Raw genomic sequence first — 19,787 nt, forward strand, 5'->3', positions numbered from 1 at the left:
GGGTTCTGATGCGACGAAGCATCGCGAGCGTATCTGTGCTGGCCGTCCTGGCCGGCTTGGCGATCGGTGTGCCAGCGCAGGCCGCGGAGGGCGTCCAGACCATCACCCGGGACGGCGTCGTCATCGCCCACCACCGGGTGGCGAAACCGAGCACCCCGATGCGGGGGTTCGGCGGCACCCGATCCGACTTCGACGGCGACGGCGTCGACGACGTGGCGGCCACCGCCGACCCCTCCGACTACAACGGCCTGCCCTACCCCGCGATGGGTGTCGTCTCCGTGCGCTACTCGTCCGCGCCGCAGGTCGACTACTTCATCGGCCTGATGTCGCAGTCCGACAGTGGGTGCTCCTGCTTCGGCATGGCTCTGGTGGCGGGAGACTTCAACGGCGACCGCTACGACGACCTGGCGATCGGCGACCCGGACGAGGTGGATCCCGGGAACAAGGCCCACGGCGGCGGGGTCTGGATCATTCCGGGCAGCAAGGCGGGCCTGGTGCCGAATTCGGCGATCCACTTCAACCAGAGTTCCGCGGGCGTTCCCGACGTCGCGGAGACCTGGGACCGGTTCGGCGCCGCGCTGGCAGCCGGTGACATCAACGGGGACGCCCGCGACGACCTCGCGATCGGAGCGTACGGGGAGTCGGTCGGGAGCAAGGCGGACGCCGGCGCGGTCACCGTCCTGTTCGGTGGGGCGACCGGCCTCACGACCACCGGCGCCCAGCACCTCCACCAGGACCTGGCGGCGGTGCCCGGCGCGGCCGAGCGCAACGACCAGTTCGGCTACTCGCTGGCGATCGGGAACGTCGACGGCAACCGGTACCAGGATCTGGTCATCGGCGCTCCCCGGGAGAACGACGGAGTGTCCTGGAACGGCACCGGCATGGTCACCCTGATGTGGGGCGGGCCGGGTGGGGTCTCGACCACCGGCGCCACCTCGGTCACCGGTGCGGCCGTGGCGCCCGCGACCGGCGACGCCAACACCATCGCCTGGTACCTGGGTGACGTGCTCGCGATCGGCGACGTGAACGGCGACGGGCTCGGCGAGGTCGTCGCCGGGGCACCGGGCGCGCAGACCCCGCACATCAACGGCGGGCTCGTCGCGGTCTTCACCGGCCGGACCGGCGGCCTGTCGGCCGGCGCGGTACGGATCTTCACGCAGCGTACGGCCGGCGTGCCGGGCGACCCCGAGGACGACGACCGTTTCGGCGGGGCGCTCGCGATCGGCGACGTGACCCGCGACGGCAAGGCCGACCTGCTGATCGGCGTCCCCGGCGAGAGCATCGGCTCCCAGGCGGAGGCCGGCATGGTCGTCCTGCTCAAGGGCTCCGCCTCCGGATTGACCGGGAGCGGTGCGCAGGGGTTCGACCAGAACCACTCGGTCGTCCCGGACACCGCCGAGCGCGGGGACAGGTTCGGCGCCTCCGTCGCGCTGCTGAACCTCGACGGCACCGGCGGGCTCGACGCCCTCGTCGGGTCCGTCGGCGAAGAGGTGAGCGGCGACCTGGCCGGGTACCCGTCCGGCACCCTGGTCCCGTTCCACGGGGTCCCGCTCCCCGGCGCCCCCGGTGCGCTGACCCCGGCGAACACCTCGTGGAGCGGGCTGACCTTGCGCACCGAGGTCACCTGGCACATGCGGTACGGGCTCCGGATCGCCGGGCCGCAGAGCGGCGGCCCGCTGTTCTGACGCTCTTCTCGGCCGGATAGCGGCGCGCTCGCCAGTGCGTCGCCGAGGGGCCGGTCCCACCGCGGGACCGGCCCCTCGGCGTACGGGCAGGGGCTAGCCGCGGGGGCGGGCCCAGCTGACGAAGCGGTCGGTCAGGTTGACCGGGAGCGGACCCTGGTCGAGGGCGGCGAGGTGTTCGGCGGCCTCGGCCTGGAGCGTCGCCAGGTAGACGGTCAGCACCGCGCGGTCGTGCCGGTACTCCCCGAGCAGCCGCAGCTTCGCCGGCGAGCAGGGCCAGGCGATTCCGCAGGCGGCGCAGCGCCAGGTCGGACGGGTCGGTGCATGGTCACGGCGGCGGGTCACCACGACCACACCTCGACGGGCCGGGCCTGGTCGACCCGGACGAGGGCGGAGGACTGCCGGATGCGCAGGGTGCCGTCCGGGTGGACCTCGTGGCCGCGTACCTCGGCCCACTCGGCGCCCTGGAACGGCCCGCGCCCCAGCACCTCGGTGATCAGCAGGGTCAGCGGCCCTTCGCCGGTGCGGTATGCCTCGGCGGGCACCCGGATGGCCACACCGACCGTGAGTCGGTCCACTCGAATCACTCGCCGAACGAGTCGGTGTCGACCCGAAGACCGTGAGCCGCTGGCTGACCGAGGACCGCATCCCGCACCCGCGGCACCGGGTGGCGGCGGCGGAGGCCCTGCACAAGGACATCTCGGACATCTGGCCGGACACGTCGAGACGTCGTGACCCCATCTGGTTCCGGCCCTGGCAGGAGATCGAGCGCGAGGCGGTGTCACTGCGGTCGTACGAGTCGGTGGTCCTGCCGGGCCTGCTCCAGACCGAGGCGTACGCCCGGGCCGTGCTCGGCGGCGCCGGGCTGATCCCCCGCGCCGATGTCGAACGGCACCTGATGGCGCGGCTCGCCCGGCAGGGCGTGCTGAAGCGGGACGACCCGCCGCAGTTCACCGCCGTGGTGGACGAAGCGGTGCTGCGGCGGCCGGTCGGCGGCCGGGCCACCATGCACGAGCAACTGCGGACGCTGATGGCGGTGTGCGCCGAACCGCACGTGCGGATCCACGTCGTGCCGTCGACGGTCGGTGCCTACGCCGGCCTGAACGGGCCGTTCGTCATCGCCACCAGCGCCGACCACCGGGTCGCCGGTTACCTCGACAACCAACTCCAGGGACAAGTGGTTAGCGACCCGGACGACCTCGCGGCCATGATGGCAGCGTGGGAGAACGTGCGCGGCGAGGCGCTCACCCACTGGCAGTCAGTCGACCTGATCAGGGAAGTGGCGGAGACATGGAGCTGAACGGCGCCCGGTGGCGCAAGAGCAGCCGCAGTAGCGGCAACGGCGGCAACTGCGTGGAGGTCGCCGACAACCTGCCCGGTGTGGTCGGCGTCCGCGACTCCAAGGACCCGACCGGCCCGGCGCTCGTCTTCCCGCCCGCGGCCTGGCGGGCGTTCGTCGCGCGCGTCCCCGAACGGAGCTGACCGGCCGCCCGCCCGCTCCGGCGACGGGCCGCCCCCGCGCCCCGGCTGCGCCGGGTCGATGATGTCCCGAGGCAGCGACGCTCCGCCGGCCCCGGGCCGCACGCCGAGCGGCGGATCCCGTCGTACACATGTTCCATCCACAGCCTGTGGATGCCGGAGGGTTCGGATGAGTTACCAGCTCAGCGCCGTGGTGGCGGACGCCGCGCTGCTCGCCGAGCAGACCGGCGAGCTGGACCACGCGGTGCTCGGCGAGTTGCGTCAGGACTTCGCGCTACTGCCGGTCACCCCGCAGTTGGTGACGGAGCTGACCGGCGCGCTGCCGGACTTCTCGGTCGCCGACCGCGACGCCGAGCACCCGTTCCACCTGGTCCTCTCGCCGGCGCTGAGCGAGGTGCTGGCGCGCTGGTCGCGGCAGGGGCCGGTGGCCTACCTGGAGGCGGAGTTCGCCGGGGGCGCCGGCTACCAGTCGGCGGCGGTCTGGCTCGGCGGCGAGTTGAGCTGGGGGCCGCGCGTCGACAGCGTCTTCGACGGACCGCGAGCGGAGTGGCCGCTCAACGCCGCGCTGGTCCGGCTGGGCGCGGAGCCCGGCGCGTGGATCGACCCGTTCGCGGAACTGGGGCTGCACGTGGAGCGGAGCACCGAGGGCTGGCTGGCGCACGGGCGGCGGCGGCTGAGCGCCGACTACTGGGACGAGCTGGCCGAGGAGTGGGAAGACCGGCAATCTTCCGGTTAGCAGCAACCTGAACGCCCCGGCCCCGTTGGAGACCCGGGGGAGTCATGAAATTGCGACAATTCGCCTTTCTTGCGGCGCTGCTGACGGCTGCCTCCGTGGCCGGCAGCGGCGTCCATCCAGATAGGTCGGTCACCGGTCGACCGGCCGGCGCGGTGCAGGTCGTCGGCCTCGACGGGCTGCCCGACATCGAGTTCGGCGACACCGAGAGCGAGCTGACCCGGCGGGGCATCCTGCGTACCGACGTGGTGGCCTGCGGCCCGATGCTGGCCGGACACGAGACGGTCAGCCCGGTCTTCGTCGAGGACCGGCTGGTGCTGCTCTGGCTCGGCGACCCGGCACGCACCCCGGAGGGCGTCACCGCCGGCACCCCGGTGGAGCAGGTCCGGGCCCACTACCCGGCGGCCGTCCGGCTGCGCGCTCCACAGGGGACGTACCGGTTCGACGGGCTGCTCGCCCGCCGCGGCGACCGCGCGTACCTCTTCCTGCACGACGGCCGCACGGTCCGCAAGATAATCACCGGCTACGCCGACTGGGCCCAACGCCTCTTCACCGAGGGCCACGACCCCTGCTGAACCCCCGCCCCACCGCCGCGTCGATCATGAGGTTGGCCGCGGCGGGAAGCGTTTTCACGCCGCCAACGCATGATCAACGTTGTGTGGCCGGCCGGCGGACGGTAGAGACGACGCATGCGTGGGGTGAGCAGGGTCGTCCTGTCGGTGGTCTGTCTGGCGTTGGTCGGGGTGGTCACCAACGTCGCCACCGGCGCGTTGCCGGCGGGCTGGTCGCCGTACCTCTGGCTGGCCTGGCCCCTGCTCATCCTCCTGGTGCTGGTCCTGGTGGCGGTGGAGGTCCGCGCGGCGCGCGAGCCGCGCGGCGCGACGCCGGCCGGGGCCGCGCGGGCCCGCCGGGTGCTGCTGGAACGGGTACGCCGCTACTGGGTGACCAGCGTGCTGGACCGCTCGCTGCACGAGGAGGTCCGGATCGAGCTGGGCATCACGGCCACCGCCGACGACCGCCGGCACCCGTGGACGGTACGGGCGAGCCACCACGACGGGTTCACCGGAGTCCTCGACGCGCGGACGTCCATGGCGGCGCTCTTCGACCGGCTCGACCGCGCGGTGGTGATCCTCGGCGCTCCGGGCGCCGGCAAGACGACGAGCCTGCTGGAACTCGCCCGGGACCTGCTCGACCGGGCCGAGGCCGACCCGGAGGTGCCGATCCCGGTGGTGCTCAACCTCGCCTCCTGGGCCACCCACCGCCGGCCGCTCGCCCGCTGGCTGGTCGACCAGCTCACGGAGCGGTACGGCATCCCGCCCGAGCAGGGGTCGGCCTGGGTGGCGGCCGGCGAGATCCTGCCGCTGCTCGACGGCCTGGACGAGGTGACCGACGAGCACCGGGACGCCTGCGCGCGGGCGATCGCCGACTTCCACGCCGGCCAGCCGCTCACCCCGCTCGCCGTCTGCTGCCGCAGCGCCGAGTACGAGCGGCTCGGCACCGGCCTGCCGGTCTACGGTACGGTCACCATCCAGCCCCTCGGCCGCGCGCAGATCGAGCGGTACGTGGAGGCGACCGGGCTGGCCGGGCTGCGGGCCGCGCTCGCCGCCGACCCGGACCTGTGGGACCTGGCCGACTCGCCGCTGCTGCTCAGCATCATGGCCCTCGCGTACGCCGACGGCCCCGCATCCAAACCGGACGCGGCCGGCTCCGGCCGTCAACGGCTCTTCGCCCGGTACGTCGAGACGATGCTGCACCGCCGGCCACACCCGCACTACCCGCCCGCGCGGATCACCGCCTGGCTGACCACCCTCGCCCGCGAACTCCGGGACCGTGGACAGACGGTCTTCGTGCTCGACCTGATCGACGAGACCTGGTCGCCGCGACCCGGCCGGATCGCGGTGGCGTCCCTGCTCGCCCAGGTCGTCAGCCTCGTCGCCGTGGGCGCGGTGCTCGGCCTCTGCGGTTGGTGGCTGGCCGACCCGCCCAGCCGGGTCACCGCCGCCGGCATGGTGGTCCTGGCGGTGTTCCTGTACGTCGCCCACTACAACAACCTGCGGCTGCTGGCCCACCTGCTGCGCCGGCAACGCGAGGACCTGGGCGGCTACGGCTGGTTGACGGGTTCGCTGATGAGCGCGGTGGCCGCGGTGCGGGTCGAACGGCCGACCGTGGCCACCATCGGGGCGCTCTCCGTCGCCGTCGGGGTGCTCTCCGCCCTGCCGGACGCCGCCGACCTGACCTGGACCGCGGGCATCGGCTACGGCACCGGCTTCTTCCTCGCCGCCCTCGCCGCCTTCGCCGCGCTGGACAGCGCCCACGTGCTGCTCTTCCTCCGCCCACCCCCACTCGCGGCGGACCGGCGTGAGGTGCCCAGCCCGCTGCTGCGCCGCCGGCTGACCTTCGTCTCGCGCCGGCTGGTGCCCTTCGGGCTGACCGCCGGCGGCCTGGCCGCAGCCGCCGCCGCCCCCCTGACCGGCGTGGGCGACGCGGTCCGGTTCGGGGCGCTGCTCGGCGCCGGCGCGATGCTGGTGGTGCTGGCCCTGGTGGCGCTCACCCCGGTCGCGGAGCAGTGGCTGGTGCGGCGGGGCCTCGCCCGTCGCCGGGTGCTGCCGTACCCGCTGCTGCCGTTCCTCAACTACGCCGTGCAGTGCCTCTTCCTGCGCCAGGTCGGCGACGGCTACATCTTCGTGCACCGGGAACTGCTGGACCACTTCGCGGCTGGGCTGGAGACGGTCCCCCGCCAGCCAGCGGGCCGCACGACCGAGCCGGCGGGGCCGGCGGCCGAGCCGGCGGAGCCGGTGACCGAGTCGGTCGCGAAGGGCCGGGCGACCGGCTGAACGCCCGCCCCCACCGGCTGGTCGACGGATTGCCGAAGATCATCCTCCGTGGAATCATCGCCACGCCCGCGCCGGTCGCGTGGCCTTTCACGGGGGAGTTTGACGTGAGCGCAACCCTGCCCACCGCCCGGACAGTCGAACCCGTCGGGCTTTCCCACGGCTCGCGCTGGTCGCCACGGCTGTGCTGACCGTCCCGGCGTTCCTGGTCGGACCGTCGGCCGCTGGCACCACCGGGACCACGCCGGCCGCGGCCACCGCCCGCACCTCGACCGCGACCGCCCCCACCGGCGCCGTCTCCCGGCAACCATCGCCGGCCGGCACCGCCGCCGCCCCGGCCGCGCCCGCGCCGACCGCACCCGCCCCGGTCGCATGGGGCACTCCCACGCAGGCGGGCGGGACGACCACCGGCCTGACGGCAGAACCGGCCCGGACCCGGACGGTCACCGTCACCCAGTCCCCGTGGAACCCCCGCTTCGCCTGCGGCGGAGCGCTGACCTTCGGCAAGGTCGAGACCTGCGCGTCCATCGCCTACGAGCAGAAGAGTGTCTGGACGTTCACCACGACCGCCGACTCGGACCTCCTCTACGTCCGCCTTCGGGAGGTGGCGGGCACCAGCCTCTCCGCCCGGGTCACCGGCCGGGACGGCGCGGTCCTCTGCCACATCGGCGCCTACCTCAACGAGTGCCAACTCGGCGCCGCCGGGGCCTACACGCTCACCGTGACGACCTACAACGGCCGGGGGCAGGGGTCCTACACCCTCGCCGTCGAATCGAGGCGGACGCCATCGGAATGCGAACTGCTGCCGGAGGAGTTCTTCTCCTTCGCCTCGCCTGGTGTCACGAAGACGCTGCCGGCCGGCGCGGCGCCGCACTGCTACGCCTTCGACCAGCCACTCGGCTCGGTGGTGATGGTCAGGACCGACCTCCGGATCCAGCTTCTGGACGGCCAGCACGACCAGCTCTGCGGTGGCAGCATGTGCACGCTCAGCCGCCCCGGACCGTACCGGCTCTTCCTGCACGAGCTGTACGGCGGGCAGAAGGCGTACACCCTGACGATGCCGCGACTCTCGCAGGCGGTCGGCTGCCCGGCACTGCCACTCGCGCCGTTCGGCGACCCCGGCGCGGCGGTCGGCCAGGCCCGCGTCGCTCCGGATGAGGAGACCTGCCACGCGCTGTCCATCCCCACCGCAGGCCCGGTCACGGTCCGCTTCAGTTGGATCGACGAGCAGAAGCTGTTGTGGACCTTGTACGACGACGCCGGCCAGCAGGTCTGCAGCAAGTCCTCCGCGTGGTACTGCGCGCTGCCCACGGCCGGGCGGTACACGCTGCTGGTGCGCAACGAGTACCACTACAATCCGGTGGACTACCAGGTGGCGGTGACCGCGCTGCACCGCGACGAGGGATGCGCTCCGGCCACCGGCACCTCCTGGGACCAGCCAACCCTGCAGGTGCCGCTGACCTCGCCCGTGCAGACCAACTGCCAGCCCTTCCAGGGCAACGCCGGCGACCGGGTGATCACGTACGACTTCTGGAAAGTCACCCGGCTGGTCGACGAGAGCGGCGCCGAGGTCTGCGCCCAGCCGTCCGGCAAGGACGGGTGCGTGCTTCCGGCGGACGGCACCTACCGGGTGATCTCGCTCCTCACCCCGTCGACCGGCCAGAACGGGACGTACAGGCTGCAGGTCCGGCGGCTCTCCGACGCCGTCGGCTGCCCCACCGTCGCGCCGATCAGCTACGGCGCCGCGCCGGCAGTGGGCGGCGTCCGCTGCCGCAGCCTGGACATCCCGGCGGCCGGCGAATACCGGATCCACACCGTCGACGCGAACAACCATCGCCACACGCACCGCGTGTTCGATCAGGACGGCCAGATGGTCTGCGACATCGCCGCCGGCTGGGTCGACGGCAAGTGCATGCTTCCCGCCGCCGGCCGCTACACCCTCGTGCTCAACCCGTCCAACCTGGTCGACAACGCGTACACGCACGCCGTCGCGCTCCTGCCTGCGATCCCCTCGGGCTGCGCCACGGTGTCGGACACCGGATGGCGGGACGCGCCGCACCGGGGTGGCTTCCAGGGTGTCGGGCAGGTCAACTGCCTCCGTCTGCCCAGCCCGGCCGGCTCTCGGATAGCGAAGTCGGGGCCGGGCGAGCTGGGCGGAGAACGGCCGATCGTCACTATCGTCGATGGCACCGGCACCAAGGTCTGCGGCTCCTCCTCGGAACGCGGGTACACCTGTCGGCTCAACGGGCAGGCGCCGTTCTTCGCGCTGCTCGAAGGACCGACCAACAGCCCCACCAGCACGTACGCGATGGTCTTCACCCGGCTCGACGGACCGCCCGCGTGCCCGGTGCTCCCGCTGGACGTGCAGACCACGCTGGCCACCGGACCGGACCGGTTCACGGCCTGCTTCTCGATTCCGGCCGACCAGCACGCCTCCAGAGAGAGCTTCACCTGGGCTCGCACCAGCGGCACCGGAACGGCCGAGGTGACGGTCTTCGACAGCCAGGGCGTCGAGTACTGCAGCCCGATGCTGCCCGCCGTCCAGCAGACGATCACCTGCACCACCCTGCCGGACGGGCCGTTGACGGTGCTGGTCGAGACCGATGGCGCCACGGCCACGTACGGGCTGACCCACCGGGAGGCCAGCGCCCCGACCGCGTGACCGCTCGGCGGCCCGGCTCCAGAGCCGGGCCGCCGGTCAGCCCGCCCGGCCGCGCTCGCGGGGCGGGATCGGGTCGTCGTACGCCCCGGACGGGCCCGTGTAGCGCTCGCCGTCGAGGTACGGCAGGGCGTTGGCGGTGCAGCCGTGCAGGCCCAGCGTCTGCTGCTGCATCACCGGCGCCGGCCGGCCCCGCCCCGGGCACCGCTCGTGCCCCATGCCCAACCGGTGCCCGACCTCGTGGTTGACCATGTACTGCCGATAGGTGGCGAGGCTGGCGCCGTAGCGCGGCACCCCCTTGACCCAGCGGGCCACGTTGAGCACCACCCGGCCGCCGTTGCGGCAGGAGGTGTAGCCGTCCGGCACGTCCCCGCACAGCTCGTCGCGGGTGCCGGGGGTCACCAGGTAGATGGTGAAGTCGGCCGACTGGCCCCAGCCGACCCGGCGTAGCCGCAGCGTCCCGCCCGCGGTCCAGCCCTGCGGGTCGTTCAGCGTCCGGGTCACCTCCGCCGCGAACTCCGCCACCGGGATGCCCCGGATGTCCCGCTCCACCGCCACCCGGTAGCGCCACAGCCGGCCGTTCCCAGCCGGGGCCGGGGTCTCGGCGGCGGCGCCGTACCACCGGTTGCCCCCGTCGGCCGGGTAGCTGACGGCGGCGGCCGTCGGCCGGGCGGTCACCGGCGGCGGCGCGGCGGTGGTGGCGGTGGTGGCGGTGGCGGCGGCAGTGCCTGTCGCGGCGGGCGGGGCGGGTGGCTGACCGGCCGCCGGCAGTCCGCAACCGGCAAGCATCGCGCTGAGCAGCAGCGCCGCGCCGACGGCGCGGGCCCGGCCCGTACTCTTCGTTGTCATGCGTCTCCCCTCGCCGCGCAGCGCCGGTCGCCGGTGGTGCGCAGCGGGAAGGACGGGTGGCCCGACCGGAAAGTTGATCTCGCACGGACTCAACCTTTCGCCGGCCCCACTCGTCCTGTCCGTCGTGGGATGCGCGAACGGCGGGCGGGGCGGGCATGGCTCGGGGTGACGCGGAGTTCGTCGAGTTCGCCCGGTCGGCGTCCGGTCGGCTGGTGCACGCCGCCTTCCTGATCACCGGCGACCACCACCAGGCCGAGGACGCGGCGCAGACCGCGCTGGTGCGCACCTACGCGTCGTGGTCCCGGGTCCGCGACAGCGACGCCTACGGCTACGCCCGGACCGTGATGGTCAACCACCTGGTCGACAGCTGGCGCCGGCCGATCCGCGAGTACCCGAGCGTGGACCTGCCGGAGCAGCGCCGGGGCGACGTCGCCGACGAGGTGGCCACCCGGCGCTGGCTGCTCGGCATCCTCGGCACGCTCAGCCCGCGCGAGCGCGCCATCGTCGTCCTGCGCTACTACTTCGATCTGCCGGAGCTGCAGGTGGCCCACGAACTCGACGTATCGGTCGGGACGGTGAAGAGCACGAGTTCTCGTGCGCTGGAGAAACTGCGCAAGGCCGGCGTCGACACGCCGGCGACCCACGGGGTGGGCCGATGAACGCGGCGGACCAGCTCCGGCGGGCCATGCGTGCGACCGAACGGACCGGGCCCGACGCCCTCGACCTGACCACGATCATGCGCCAGGGTCGACGCCTGCGTCGCCGCCGGCGGCTGGCCGGCACCGGCGCGGCGGCGATGCTGCTGGCGGTGGTCGCGGGCGCCACGTTCGCCGTACGGCAGGCGGCGCCGCCGGAGCCGGAACGGTCGGCCGCGCCGGCGGTCACCGCGCCGGCCGTCCGTCCTTCGGCGGAGCCCACACCAACCCCGGTGGAGCCGCGACCGGTGCCGATCGGTGGCGTGGTGGACAGCGGGATCCGGTACGGCAGCGACGAGCGGGTCTTCTACTTCGTCGCCGTCCACCTGCCCCACGAACCCCGGGTGAAGATCGGGCTGGTCGCCGGCCGGCGGGCCGCCGACGGCACGCTGACCTCGGACTTCCTGGCCAACGACGTCGAGGGCAGCGACCGGCGGCCGGGATTCCATGAGATCGGCTACGACGCGTACGTCTCCAGCCCGGACCGCCCGCCGATGCCCACCTTCGGCTACTTCGTGGGGCCGGCGAGCCGCATCATCGGCACCGTGGACGGCCGGCAGGTCGACGCCCGGTTGGCGAAGTGGAGCGAGGACCCGCGGGTGGTGATCTTCTGGTTCGACCCGCAGCGGCTGGCCCCCGGCGTACGCCTGGACGGCATCATCGCCCGCGACGCGCACGGCCGGAGGCTCTGACGGCCGGAAAGCGGAACGCCCGGCTGATCCTCGCGGATCTGCCGGGCGTTCTCGCTGTTCACGAGCGGTGGCGGCGGGATTTGAACCCGCGGAGGGCGTGAACCCTCACACGCTTTCGAGGCGTGCTCCTTAGGCCACTCGGACACACCACCGCCGAGTAGGGTACAGGACCCCAGGTTCGGACGCCGAACCGGTATCCCGGCCGGCGGCCTGGCAGGATCTTCGCCATGAGTACGCACATCGGCGCGAAGCCGGGAGAGATCGCCGAGCGGGTCCTGATGCCGGGCGACCCGCTGCGGGCCAAGTGGATCGCGGAGACCTACCTCGAGGACGCCACGTGCTACTCGACGGTCCGGGGCATGCTGGGCTTCACCGGCCGCTGGAACGGCGTCGAGGTCTCCGTCCAGGGCTCCGGCATGGGCATGCCCTCCGCCTCGATCTACGCCCACGAGCTGGTCAACGAGTACGGCGTGAAGACGCTGATCCGGGTCGGCTCGTGCGGCGCGCTGAGCGAGGACCTCCGGCTGCGCGACGTGATCGCGGCGATCGGCTCGTCCACCGACTCGAACATGAACCGGATGCGGTTCGACGGGCTGATCGACTACGCCCCGGTGGCCGACTTCGGGCTGCTGCGTACCTCGGTCGAGGTGGCCGAGCGGCGCGGCATCACCATGCGGGTCGGGCCGATCCTGGCGGCGGACGCCTTCTACACCGACCGGCCGGACCTCTACGACACCCTCGCCGACTACGGCGTGCTCGCGGTGGAGATGGAGTCCGCGGCGCTCTACACGATCGCGGCCCGGTTCAAGGCCCGCGCGCTGACCGTGCTCACGGTCAGCGACCACATCAAAACCGGCGAGAAGACCACCTCGGCCGAGCGCGAGCAGACCTTCAGCGAGATGGTGGAGATCGCGCTCGACACGATCGTCGCCTGACGTTTCCGCACCTCCGCCGCACCTCCGCCGCACCTCCGTCGCCGCGACGGCGGGGCGGCGTCGCTTAGGTGACCACCGTCACCTCCCGAAACTATACGACCGATCGTGCTTTTTTCGTACGCTGACCGACGTGACAGTCGACGGACGGCTCGCCCGGGGCGACCGGACCCGTACTGCGACGCTGGACGCGGCAGTGGTGCTGGCCACCGAGGCCGGACTGCACGGGCTCAGCCTCGCCCAGCTCGCCGACACCCTCGGGGTGAGCAAGTCGGGCCTCTTCGCGCACTGGCGGTCCAAGGAGGCGCTCCAACTCGCCGCCATCGACCGGGCGGTGGAGCAGTGGCAGGAGCGGATCGTGGCGCCCGCGCTGCACGCCCCGCCGGGCGTACGCCGGCTGCTGGCGCTGCACGAGGCCCGGATCGACTTCTACGCCGCCCGGGTGCTTCCCGGCGGCTGCTTCTTCGCCAACACCCAGTTCGAGTACAACGCCCGCCCGGGCCCGGTCCGGGACCGGCTCGCCGAGGCGTTCGGCCGCTGGACCGCGTTTCTCGACCAGCTCGTCCAGCAGGCGGTCGACGCCGGCGAGCTGGCCGCCGACACCGACGTCGCGCAGCTGGCGTACGAGATCGACGCGCTCGGGATGAGCGCCGCGATGCACTCCCGGCTGCTCGACCCCGACGCCGCCTACCGGCACGCCCGCCAGGGCCTGCTGACCCGTCTGCGGGCCCTGTGCCCCGATCCCACCCTGCTACCGGAAGGCCCGTCATGAGTCACGCCGTCGCCGACCAGCCCACCGTCGAGTTCGGTCACGTCGAGCACGTCACTGTGCACTTCGACGACCTCGACGCGATGGGCATCCTGCACAACGCCCGGTACGCGGTGCTGCTGGAACGGGCGCTCACCCCGTACTGGGCCGAGCGGGGGGTGGCCTACCGGGGTGGCCGGGACACCCCGCCCGACGTGTTCCACGCGGTCCGCGAGTTCACCATCACCTACCGCGCCCCGATCGTCGGCACCGGCCCGGTGGCCGTGCACTTCTGGCTGGAGCATTTCGGCACCAGCAGCGCCGAGTACGCCTACCAGTTCCGCTCGGTCGACGGCCACACCGTGCACGCCGAGGGCCGCCGGGCGATCGTCCGGCTCGACCCGGCCACCATGCGCCCGGCCCCGTGGACCGAGACCGCCCGGGCGGTGGCCGCCACCCTGCTCCGCCCCGCCGCCACCCCGGCCTGACCTTCGGGTGCATCTGTTGTCGTTCCAGCGACAACAGATGCACCCGAACCGTCAGACCGAGGGCGAGCCGGGCGGACCTCAGTGACCAAGCCGTGCAGCACCGACGGGCCCGGGCGGCGAGCCGCGGCGGACCTCAGCGGAAGAAGGCGCGCAGCAGCGCGGCGCTCTCGGCCTCCAGGACTCCGCCGTAGACCTCCGGTCGGTGGTTGAGCCGGCGGTCGCGCAGCACGTCCCAGAGCGAACCGGCCGCTCCGGTCTTCGGCTCCCAGGCCCCGAAGACCACCGTGCCGACCCGGGCCAGCACCAGCGCGCCCGCGCACATGGTGCACGGTTCCAGGGTGACCACCAGCGTGCAGCCGTCGAGCCGCCACCGGCCCAGCCGCTGTGCGGCCCGGCGCAGCGCCAGCACCTCGGCGTGCCCGGTCGGGTCGCCGGTCAGCTCCCGCTCGTTGCGGCCGATCGCCAGTTCGGTGCCGTCCGGCCCGTAGAGCACCGCACCGACCGGGATGTCGTCGATGCCGCCGTCACCGGCAGGGTCGGGGCCGGTGGAGTCGGGGCCGGTGGCCGCCACCTCCAGGGCCCGGCGCATCCACACCTCGTGGCGCTGCCGCCGACCGGCCCCGTCCGGGTCGGCCAGCCCCTCGTCCGCGCCCGGCCCGACCCGCCCGGCGCGGCCGGGCGTCGGCTGCCCCGGCCGTACGGTCTCCAGCGCGGGATCGGTGGCGTCGGCCGGCTCGCCGCCGTGCGGCAGGATCGGCTCCCCGCCGCCCACCGGCACCGGCCACGGCCCGGACGGGTCAGACCTCACGCAGTTCCTCGACCTCGTCGGCGCAGCCGAGCACCTGGCACACCTCGGCGGTGACGTCGGCCGGCATCATGCCCTCGTGCGCGCAGAGCGCGAGCAGCTTCTGCGCGGAGATGCCCAGATCGGCGAGGAGGTCCGCGTCGCCCACCGGGTCGGCCTCCGGGTCGACGGCGGGCTGTTCGGTGTCCTCGTCGCCGGCGGCGGGCCGCGCCTCCTCGGGCTCGTCCAGCCCGGTGACCGAGGCCTTCAGGTCACCCACCAGCAGGGCGCCCAGCCGCGACTCCTCCGCGTACGCCGAGTCGGAGCCGAAGACCCGCAGGTCCTCCCCCTCGTCCAGGCGCAGGATCACCAGGTAGGTGTCGTCCGCCTCGACGAAGAGCAGCGACAGGTCCGCGTCGGGTTCCACGTCGCGCAGCCGGTCGGCGACCTCCTCGATGTCGGTCACCCCGCGCAGACTGACCTCTTCGGCCGTCCAGCCGCTCTCGTCTCGCACCACGGCCGCAGCGAAGTACGACAACGGTCCCCCCAAGTTGCCTCGGCACAGCACGCCGACTCGTTACGCGTGCACGTTAGCCGGTCGGGTCGGCAGGCGACCGGTCAACGCCCCGACGGGCCGGTCAATCCTGGGAAACTCGGCGTCGACAGGTCAGCCGGCGACGCGACGGCGGGTGGCGATCAGCTGGCGGAGCTGCTCGGTGCGGGCCCGCTGCGGCCGCTCGCGCTGGCGTACCGCCCGGGCACCCGCCAGTTCGGCGAGGAGCTGCAGGCGACGGCGGCTTCGGTCAGGATCGAGCCGCGGGGTGGTCCAGGCCATACCGCCGAGCGTCCTCCAGTGACGGCGGCCACGTCAAGCCGGGATTCGCTGCGCAGCCGACCCACGACGCAGCGCAGCCGGGCGGGCGGTCACCACAGCGGCCAGTCGCCGGTCGCCGCCCAGCGCACCGCCACGATCGCGGCGGCGATGCTCCACCCGCCGGCGGTGACGATCGCGATGCCGGTGGCCACCCCCCGGTCGCCGTACCGGACCAGGGCCAGCGCGGTCAGCCAGGCCAGCCCGCCGGCGACCAGGGTCCACCAGGCGTAGCTGCCGACGCCCGTGCCGAGCAGCCCGAAGAGCAGCAGCCAGGTGGCGGCCGCCGCGCCGCCGGAGGCGACGCCCGCGCCGGTGACCGGGTGCGGTTCGCGGTAGGTGGGCCGGGACGGCCGCCCGGCCGGGAAGAGCCCCGAGGGGGTACGCGGCAGCGCGCGCGGCCCGGCGTCCGGGCCGGGCGGGAAGGCGGGTGGAGTGGTCACGACGTACCTCCCCGGCGACGGTTCGTCCTCACCGTACCCACTCTGCCAGGATGACCGGATGTCCTCGTCGACGATCGGGCGCCGCCGGGCGTACGCGGTCCTGCTGCTGCTCGTGCCGGCGCTGGCCACCGGCTGCGCGACCGGCCGTCCGGTGCCCGGTGGCACCCCGCCCGGCGGCGGGTCCAGCTGGGCCGCCGCCGGGCAGCCGGCGGCGCCGTCGACCACACCGGCCGCCCCGGCCCCGACCAGCGCCGGCCCGTCGGCCGCGCCGACCCGGGCCGGGCTCCGGCACGTCTTTCCGGTACGCGCGAAGAACGTCGCCTACCACCCGACCCACTCCGGGTACCCGGGGACGGACATCTTCGCCGACTGCGGGGAGCCGGTCGTGGCAGTCACCGACGGCACGATCCTGGAGGTCAGCCGGGTGGACCGGTTCGACAAGCGGGGGCCGCTCGGGCCGTACAACGGTGGCCTGTCGGTGTCGCTGCTCGGCGACGACGGGGTGCGCTACTACGGCTCGCACCTGAGCGTGGTGGCCGGCGGCATCGACCCCGGGGTGCGGGTACGCGCCGGGCAGCGGCTCGGCGAGGTGGGTCGCACCGGCAACGCGAACAACGTCTGCCACCTGCACTTCGGCATCTCGCCGCCGTGCGCCGGGCGGGACGGCTGGTGGATCCGCCGGGGGGTGGTCTGGCCGGCCCGCTACCTCGACTCGTGGCGGCGTGGCGGCAACCGGGAACCGGCCGCCGAGGTGGCCGCCTGGCACCGCGAGCACGGCTGCCCGAAGGCGCCCGCCGGCCGCTGACCCGGGCGCCGCGGATTGGCGGCATCCGCGCGCCCGCACTCGGAAACATTGACGCAGGTCTTGCCAGTCGGTTAACGTCCCGCGTCAAGAGAGCGCTCTCTGAGGTAACTTACTTCACAATTCCGACTCAAGCGCCGCGGCCCGGCTACCGGCGCCCGGCGCGATGGGAGGCACCGTGACACCTCCTGCGCCACACCGTCCCTGGGTCCTGGCGGCCACCACCGCCCTGGCCCTCGTCCTCGGCGGCCTGGCCGTCGTCACCACCACCCCCGCCGAGGCCGCCACCGTCGGCGCCGGCAGCTACACCACCACCCCGGTCGGCCCGCTCCCCGCCGGCTGCGGCCAGCTCGCCACCAACCCCCGGCAGTTCGTCACCGCCGACGCGCCCGCCGGGGCCGTCCCCACCAACGACTGGTGGTCGTCGCTGCTGTTCAAGCGCACCGACTGCGCGTTCAGCGAGCCGCTGCACGCCCACCCGCTGTCGTACGACACGTTCACCGACGGGCTCGGCTTCTCGGCCAACTCGACCCCCGCCATCAGCGGCACGGCCACCGGCGTGGGCGAGTTCCACTACCCCTACGTGCAGGACATCCGGGTCGGGGTGGCCGGGCTCGCCGCGCCCCTGGTCCGGGTCGCCGACTGGTCCGACTGGACGGTCACCCCGTACTGGAGCGACGGCGCCCGGAGCCTGCGGGCCACCATCGGGCACGGCCTGCCGTTCGCGTACTTCCAGGCCACCGGCGGCGACGCGGTGATCAGCACGACCGGCACCCCGACGGTCTGGTCCAACAGCGGCACCACCGTCGGCTTCACCGTCAACGGCCACGACTACGTCGGCTACGCCCCGACCGGTGCGAGCTGGACGGTCAGCGGCGGCCGCATCTCGTCGAATCTCGCCGGGCGCGGCTACTTCTCGATCGCCCTGCTGCCCACCACGCCGCAGACCGGCGCGGCGGAGCGGGCCGGGCTGGCCGCCACCTTCGGCACGTACGCGCACGCCCACGTCACCGGCACCCGCCTGTCGTACGCCTACACCCCCGCGACGAGCACGGTCACCACCACGTACGCGTTCAGCACCACGCCCCGGGAGGGCACCGCCACCCGGACCGTGGTCAGCCTCTACCCGCACCAGTGGAAGTCGCTGACCGGGTCCACCCCGATCGCCCAGAGCTACCCGTCCGCCCGGGGCCGGATGAAGGTGCTCACCGGCGTCGGCGAGTTCCGCACCGCGATGACCTTCCACGGCGTGCTGCCGGAACTGCCGGCCGTCGGCGACGGCAGCGGCGCCGACCTGGAGACGCTGCGCGGCCACCTGGCCGCCGTCCGGGGCAACCCGATGGACCAGCGCGGCGGCGACACCTACTGGACCGGCAAAGGGCTGGGCCGGGCCGCCCGGATCGCCGAGGTGGCCGACCTGGTCGGCGACACCGCCACCCGGGACGCCGCGCTGAACGCCATCCGGAGCACGCTCACCGACTGGTTCACCGCGCCGGCCGGCAAGACGGCACGGGTCTTCTACTACGACCAGAACTGGGGCACGCTGATCGGCTACCCCGCCTCGTACGGCTCCGACCAGGAGCTCAACGACCACCACTTCCACTACGGCTACTTCATCGCGGCGGCCGCCACGCTGGCCAAGTTCGACCCCGGCTGGGCCACCGACGACCAGTACGGCGGCATGGTCGACCTGCTCATCCGGGACGCCGACAACTACGACCGGGCCGACACCCGCTTCCCCTACCTGCGGGACTTCGACATCTACGCCGGCCACGACTGGGCCTCCGGGCACGGCTCGTTCGGCGCGGGCAACAACCAGGAGTCCTCGTCCGAGGGGATGAACTTCGCCAACGCGCTGATCCAGTGGGGTCAGGTCACCGGCGACACCGCGGTGCGGGACGCCGGCGTCTTCCTCTGGACCACCCAGGCCGCGGCGATCCAGGAATACTGGTTCGACGTCAGCGACCAGAACTTCCCGGCCGCGTTCGGCCACGGCACGGTCGGCATGGTCTGGGGCGACGGCGGCGCGTACGCCACCTGGTTCAGCGCCGAACCGGAGATGATCCAAGGCATCAACCTGCTGCCGGTCACCGGCGGGCACCTCTACCTCGGCCACCACCCGGCCTACGTCCGCGCCAACTACGCCGAACTGGTGCGCAACAACAACGGCCCGCCGACCGTCTGGCAGGACATCCTCTGGCAGTTCCAGGCGCTCGGCGACGGCGACGCCGCGCTGGCCAACCTACGGGCCAACCCGGGTTACCCCCCGGAGGAGGGGGAGAGCCGGGCGCACACCTTCCACTGGATCCGCAACCTGGCCGCGCTCGGCACCGTGGACACCTCGGTCCGGGCGGACCACCCGCTGGCCGCGGTCTTCACCCGCAACGGCGCGCGGACGTACGTGGCGGCCAACCCGAGCCCGTCGCCGCTGACCGTGACGTTCTCCACCGGCACCACGCTGGTGGTGCCGGCCGGCCGGACGGCGACCACCGGCGCGTACACCTGGAGCGGCGGCAGCGCCGGCGGGGGCGTACCGCCGACGACGCCGCCACCGACCACGCCTCCGCCGACCACGCCCCCGCCGACCACCCCGCCGCCGACGACTCCCCCGCCCGGCACGCCGGACTCGCCGGTGCGGTACCTGCTCCCCGGCGGCGGCCTGGCGGCGGCCGGCGACCCGGCGACCGCCACGGTGGCCAGCGCCAACGGCACCAACCACGACGGCACGCCGAACAACCCGCAGGTGTTCACCGCCACCGGCCTCGACCTGACCTACGCCGGTGGGCAGACCGCCTTCGACCTGTTCCTCGACGCCGGCACGGCGGTCGGCAACGGGGTGCAGCTGCGGGTCTCCTACGACCTGACCGGCGACGGCGGCTGGGAACGGGTGGAGACGTACCGCTACTTCGCCACCGACCCGATCCCCGGCTATGAGCGCTACACCCAGCAGGCCGGCCTGCACTCGGCCACCGGCACCCTCGGCAACCTGGTCGACGGCCGGGTACGGGTCGAGGTCTGGTCGGCGATCGGCACCAACCCGAGCACCCTCGGCATCGGCGACCGGTCCGTCGTCCGGCTGCCGTACTCCTGATCCCGCCC

General features: G+C 73.5%; 21 protein-coding genes and 1 tRNA gene. 14 read left to right on the forward strand and 8 right to left on the reverse strand.

All coding sequences use genetic code 11. The features are described 5' to 3' along the window. Positions 1-8 precede the first annotated feature (8 nt). Entirely contained in the window at positions 9-1,685 is a 1,677-nt protein-coding gene (locus FHX32_RS08345; RefSeq protein ID WP_167180176.1) for an FG-GAP repeat protein, read from the forward strand. Between the two features lie 93 nt (positions 1,686-1,778). Here FHX32_RS08345 and FHX32_RS08350 read toward each other — a convergent pair whose 3' ends face one another. Both FHX32_RS08350 and FHX32_RS08355 read right to left on the reverse strand, forming a co-directional pair. Beyond that, positions 1,779-2,027: a flavin reductase gene (locus FHX32_RS08350; RefSeq protein WP_486480961.1), complete on the reverse strand. Its 249-nt coding sequence runs from the start codon at positions 2,025-2,027 to the stop codon at positions 1,779-1,781. Next, entirely contained in the window at positions 2,024-2,260 is a 237-nt protein-coding gene (locus tag FHX32_RS08355; RefSeq protein ID WP_167180178.1) for a hypothetical protein, read from the reverse strand. Before FHX32_RS08355 ends, FHX32_RS08350 begins: the two co-directional genes overlap by 4 nt. A gap of 41 nt (positions 2,261-2,301) precedes the next feature. On the opposite strand from FHX32_RS08355, the gene FHX32_RS08360 reads away from it, so the two are divergent. From FHX32_RS08360 to FHX32_RS08385, 6 genes are all read left to right on the forward strand, one after another. Beyond that, positions 2,302-2,982, forward strand: coding sequence for a DUF5753 domain-containing protein (locus FHX32_RS08360; protein WP_486480962.1), 681 nt, complete (start codon positions 2,302-2,304; stop codon positions 2,980-2,982). Then, positions 2,973-3,164 (forward strand): DUF397 domain-containing protein, encoded by a 192-nt coding sequence (locus FHX32_RS08365; protein WP_167180179.1) that lies wholly within the window; start codon positions 2,973-2,975, stop codon positions 3,162-3,164. The genes FHX32_RS08360 and FHX32_RS08365 overlap by 10 nt, the downstream gene beginning before the upstream one ends. A gap of 166 nt (positions 3,165-3,330) precedes the next feature. Then, entirely contained in the window at positions 3,331-3,897 is a 567-nt protein-coding gene (locus FHX32_RS08370; protein ID WP_167180180.1) for a hypothetical protein, read from the forward strand. Positions 3,898-3,977: 80 nt separating this feature from the next. Next, on the forward strand, positions 3,978-4,469 hold the full coding sequence (locus FHX32_RS08375) for a hypothetical protein (protein WP_208418493.1): 492 nt from the start codon (positions 3,978-3,980) through the stop codon (positions 4,467-4,469). Positions 4,470-4,592: 123 nt separating this feature from the next. Then, on the forward strand, positions 4,593-6,728 hold the full coding sequence (locus tag FHX32_RS08380; protein WP_167180182.1) for an NACHT domain-containing protein: 2,136 nt from the start codon (positions 4,593-4,595) through the stop codon (positions 6,726-6,728). 181 nt (positions 6,729-6,909) lie between these two features. Beyond that, positions 6,910-9,387, forward strand: coding sequence for a hypothetical protein (locus FHX32_RS08385; protein ID WP_167178316.1), 2,478 nt, complete (start codon positions 6,910-6,912; stop codon positions 9,385-9,387). 36 nt (positions 9,388-9,423) lie between these two features. Here FHX32_RS08385 and FHX32_RS08390 read toward each other — a convergent pair whose 3' ends face one another. Continuing rightward, positions 9,424-10,233, reverse strand: a complete 810-nt coding sequence (locus tag FHX32_RS08390; protein ID WP_167180183.1) for a DUF3152 domain-containing protein — start codon at positions 10,231-10,233, stop codon at positions 9,424-9,426. 155 nt (positions 10,234-10,388) lie between these two features. On the opposite strand from FHX32_RS08390, the gene FHX32_RS08395 reads away from it, so the two are divergent. Both FHX32_RS08395 and FHX32_RS08400 read left to right on the forward strand, forming a co-directional pair. After that, a complete protein-coding gene (locus FHX32_RS08395) occupies positions 10,389-10,892 on the forward strand; it encodes a SigE family RNA polymerase sigma factor (RefSeq protein ID WP_167180184.1) in 504 nt (167 codons plus the stop codon). Further along, entirely contained in the window at positions 10,889-11,620 is a 732-nt protein-coding gene (locus FHX32_RS08400) for a hypothetical protein (RefSeq protein WP_167180185.1), read from the forward strand. Before FHX32_RS08395 ends, FHX32_RS08400 begins: the two co-directional genes overlap by 4 nt. A gap of 65 nt (positions 11,621-11,685) precedes the next feature. On the opposite strand, the gene FHX32_RS08405 is transcribed toward FHX32_RS08400, so the two are convergent. Further along, positions 11,686-11,772: transfer RNA gene (locus tag FHX32_RS08405), tRNA-Ser, on the reverse strand. A gap of 75 nt (positions 11,773-11,847) precedes the next feature. Here FHX32_RS08405 and deoD point away from each other — a divergent pair. From deoD to FHX32_RS08420, 3 genes are all read left to right on the forward strand, one after another. Further along, positions 11,848-12,555, forward strand: a complete 708-nt coding sequence (gene deoD, locus FHX32_RS08410; protein WP_167180186.1) for a purine-nucleoside phosphorylase — start codon at positions 11,848-11,850, stop codon at positions 12,553-12,555. Between the two features lie 130 nt (positions 12,556-12,685). Continuing rightward, positions 12,686-13,324 carry a TetR/AcrR family transcriptional regulator gene (locus FHX32_RS08415; protein WP_167180187.1) on the forward strand — a complete coding sequence of 213 codons (639 nt, stop codon included), beginning with the start codon at positions 12,686-12,688 and terminating at the stop codon, positions 13,322-13,324. Continuing rightward, a complete protein-coding gene (locus tag FHX32_RS08420; protein WP_167180188.1) occupies positions 13,321-13,788 on the forward strand; it encodes an acyl-CoA thioesterase in 468 nt (155 codons plus the stop codon). The genes FHX32_RS08415 and FHX32_RS08420 overlap by 4 nt, the downstream gene beginning before the upstream one ends. A 133-nt stretch (positions 13,789-13,921) precedes the next feature. On the opposite strand, the gene FHX32_RS08425 is transcribed toward FHX32_RS08420, so the two are convergent. From FHX32_RS08425 to FHX32_RS08440, 4 genes are all read right to left on the reverse strand, one after another. Further along, positions 13,922-14,377 (reverse strand): nucleoside deaminase, encoded by a 456-nt coding sequence (locus FHX32_RS08425; protein ID WP_208418495.1) that lies wholly within the window; start codon positions 14,375-14,377, stop codon positions 13,922-13,924. Positions 14,378-14,585: 208 nt separating this feature from the next. Further along, on the reverse strand, positions 14,586-15,110 hold the full coding sequence (locus FHX32_RS08430; RefSeq protein WP_167180189.1) for a tRNA adenosine deaminase-associated protein: 525 nt from the start codon (positions 15,108-15,110) through the stop codon (positions 14,586-14,588). A gap of 129 nt (positions 15,111-15,239) precedes the next feature. Then, complete coding sequence (locus tag FHX32_RS08435; RefSeq protein WP_167180190.1) at positions 15,240-15,407, reverse strand: hypothetical protein; 168 nt, start codon at positions 15,405-15,407, stop codon at positions 15,240-15,242. An 89-nt stretch (positions 15,408-15,496) separates the two neighbouring features. Further along, positions 15,497-15,886: a hypothetical protein gene (locus FHX32_RS08440; protein ID WP_486480963.1), complete on the reverse strand. Its 390-nt coding sequence runs from the start codon at positions 15,884-15,886 to the stop codon at positions 15,497-15,499. Positions 15,887-15,944: 58 nt separating this feature from the next. Here FHX32_RS08440 and FHX32_RS08445 point away from each other — a divergent pair, with 58 nt between their 5' ends. Both FHX32_RS08445 and FHX32_RS08450 read left to right on the forward strand, forming a co-directional pair. After that, complete coding sequence (locus FHX32_RS08445) at positions 15,945-16,691, forward strand: M23 family metallopeptidase (RefSeq protein ID WP_167180191.1); 747 nt, start codon at positions 15,945-15,947, stop codon at positions 16,689-16,691. Positions 16,692-16,866: 175 nt separating this feature from the next. Further along, positions 16,867-19,779 carry a glycosyl hydrolase gene (locus tag FHX32_RS08450; protein WP_486480964.1) on the forward strand — a complete coding sequence of 971 codons (2,913 nt, stop codon included), beginning with the start codon at positions 16,867-16,869 and terminating at the stop codon, positions 19,777-19,779. Positions 19,780-19,787 lie beyond the last annotated feature (8 nt).

The sequence above is a fragment of the Micromonospora sp. CNZ280 genome (assembly GCF_011759515.1).

What these genes read in the sequence shown, in the direction of transcription:
- FHX32_RS08365 (WP_167180179.1), top strand. Translation starts at nt 2,973, where the DNA reads ATGGAGCTGAACGGCGCCCGGTGGCGCAAGAGCAGCCGCAGTAGCGGC.
- FHX32_RS08395 (WP_167180184.1), top strand. Translation starts at nt 10,389, where the DNA reads ATGGCTCGGGGTGACGCGGAGTTCGTCGAGTTCGCCCGGTCGGCGTCC.
- FHX32_RS08390 (WP_167180183.1), bottom strand. Translation starts at nt 10,233, where the DNA reads ATGACAACGAAGAGTACGGGCCGGGCCCGCGCCGTCGGCGCGGCGCTG.
- FHX32_RS08370 (WP_167180180.1), top strand. Translation starts at nt 3,331, where the DNA reads ATGAGTTACCAGCTCAGCGCCGTGGTGGCGGACGCCGCGCTGCTCGCC.
- FHX32_RS08425 (WP_208418495.1), bottom strand. Translation starts at nt 14,377, where the DNA reads ATGCGCCGGGCCCTGGAGGTGGCGGCCACCGGCCCCGACTCCACCGGC.
- FHX32_RS08400 (WP_167180185.1), top strand. Translation starts at nt 10,889, where the DNA reads ATGAACGCGGCGGACCAGCTCCGGCGGGCCATGCGTGCGACCGAACGG.
- FHX32_RS08345 (WP_167180176.1), top strand. Translation starts at nt 9, where the DNA reads ATGCGACGAAGCATCGCGAGCGTATCTGTGCTGGCCGTCCTGGCCGGC.
- FHX32_RS08420 (WP_167180188.1), top strand. Translation starts at nt 13,321, where the DNA reads ATGAGTCACGCCGTCGCCGACCAGCCCACCGTCGAGTTCGGTCACGTC.
- FHX32_RS08445 (WP_167180191.1), top strand. Translation starts at nt 15,945, where the DNA reads ATGTCCTCGTCGACGATCGGGCGCCGCCGGGCGTACGCGGTCCTGCTG.
- deoD (WP_167180186.1), top strand. Translation starts at nt 11,848, where the DNA reads ATGAGTACGCACATCGGCGCGAAGCCGGGAGAGATCGCCGAGCGGGTC.
- FHX32_RS08435 (WP_167180190.1), bottom strand. Translation starts at nt 15,407, where the DNA reads ATGGCCTGGACCACCCCGCGGCTCGATCCTGACCGAAGCCGCCGTCGC.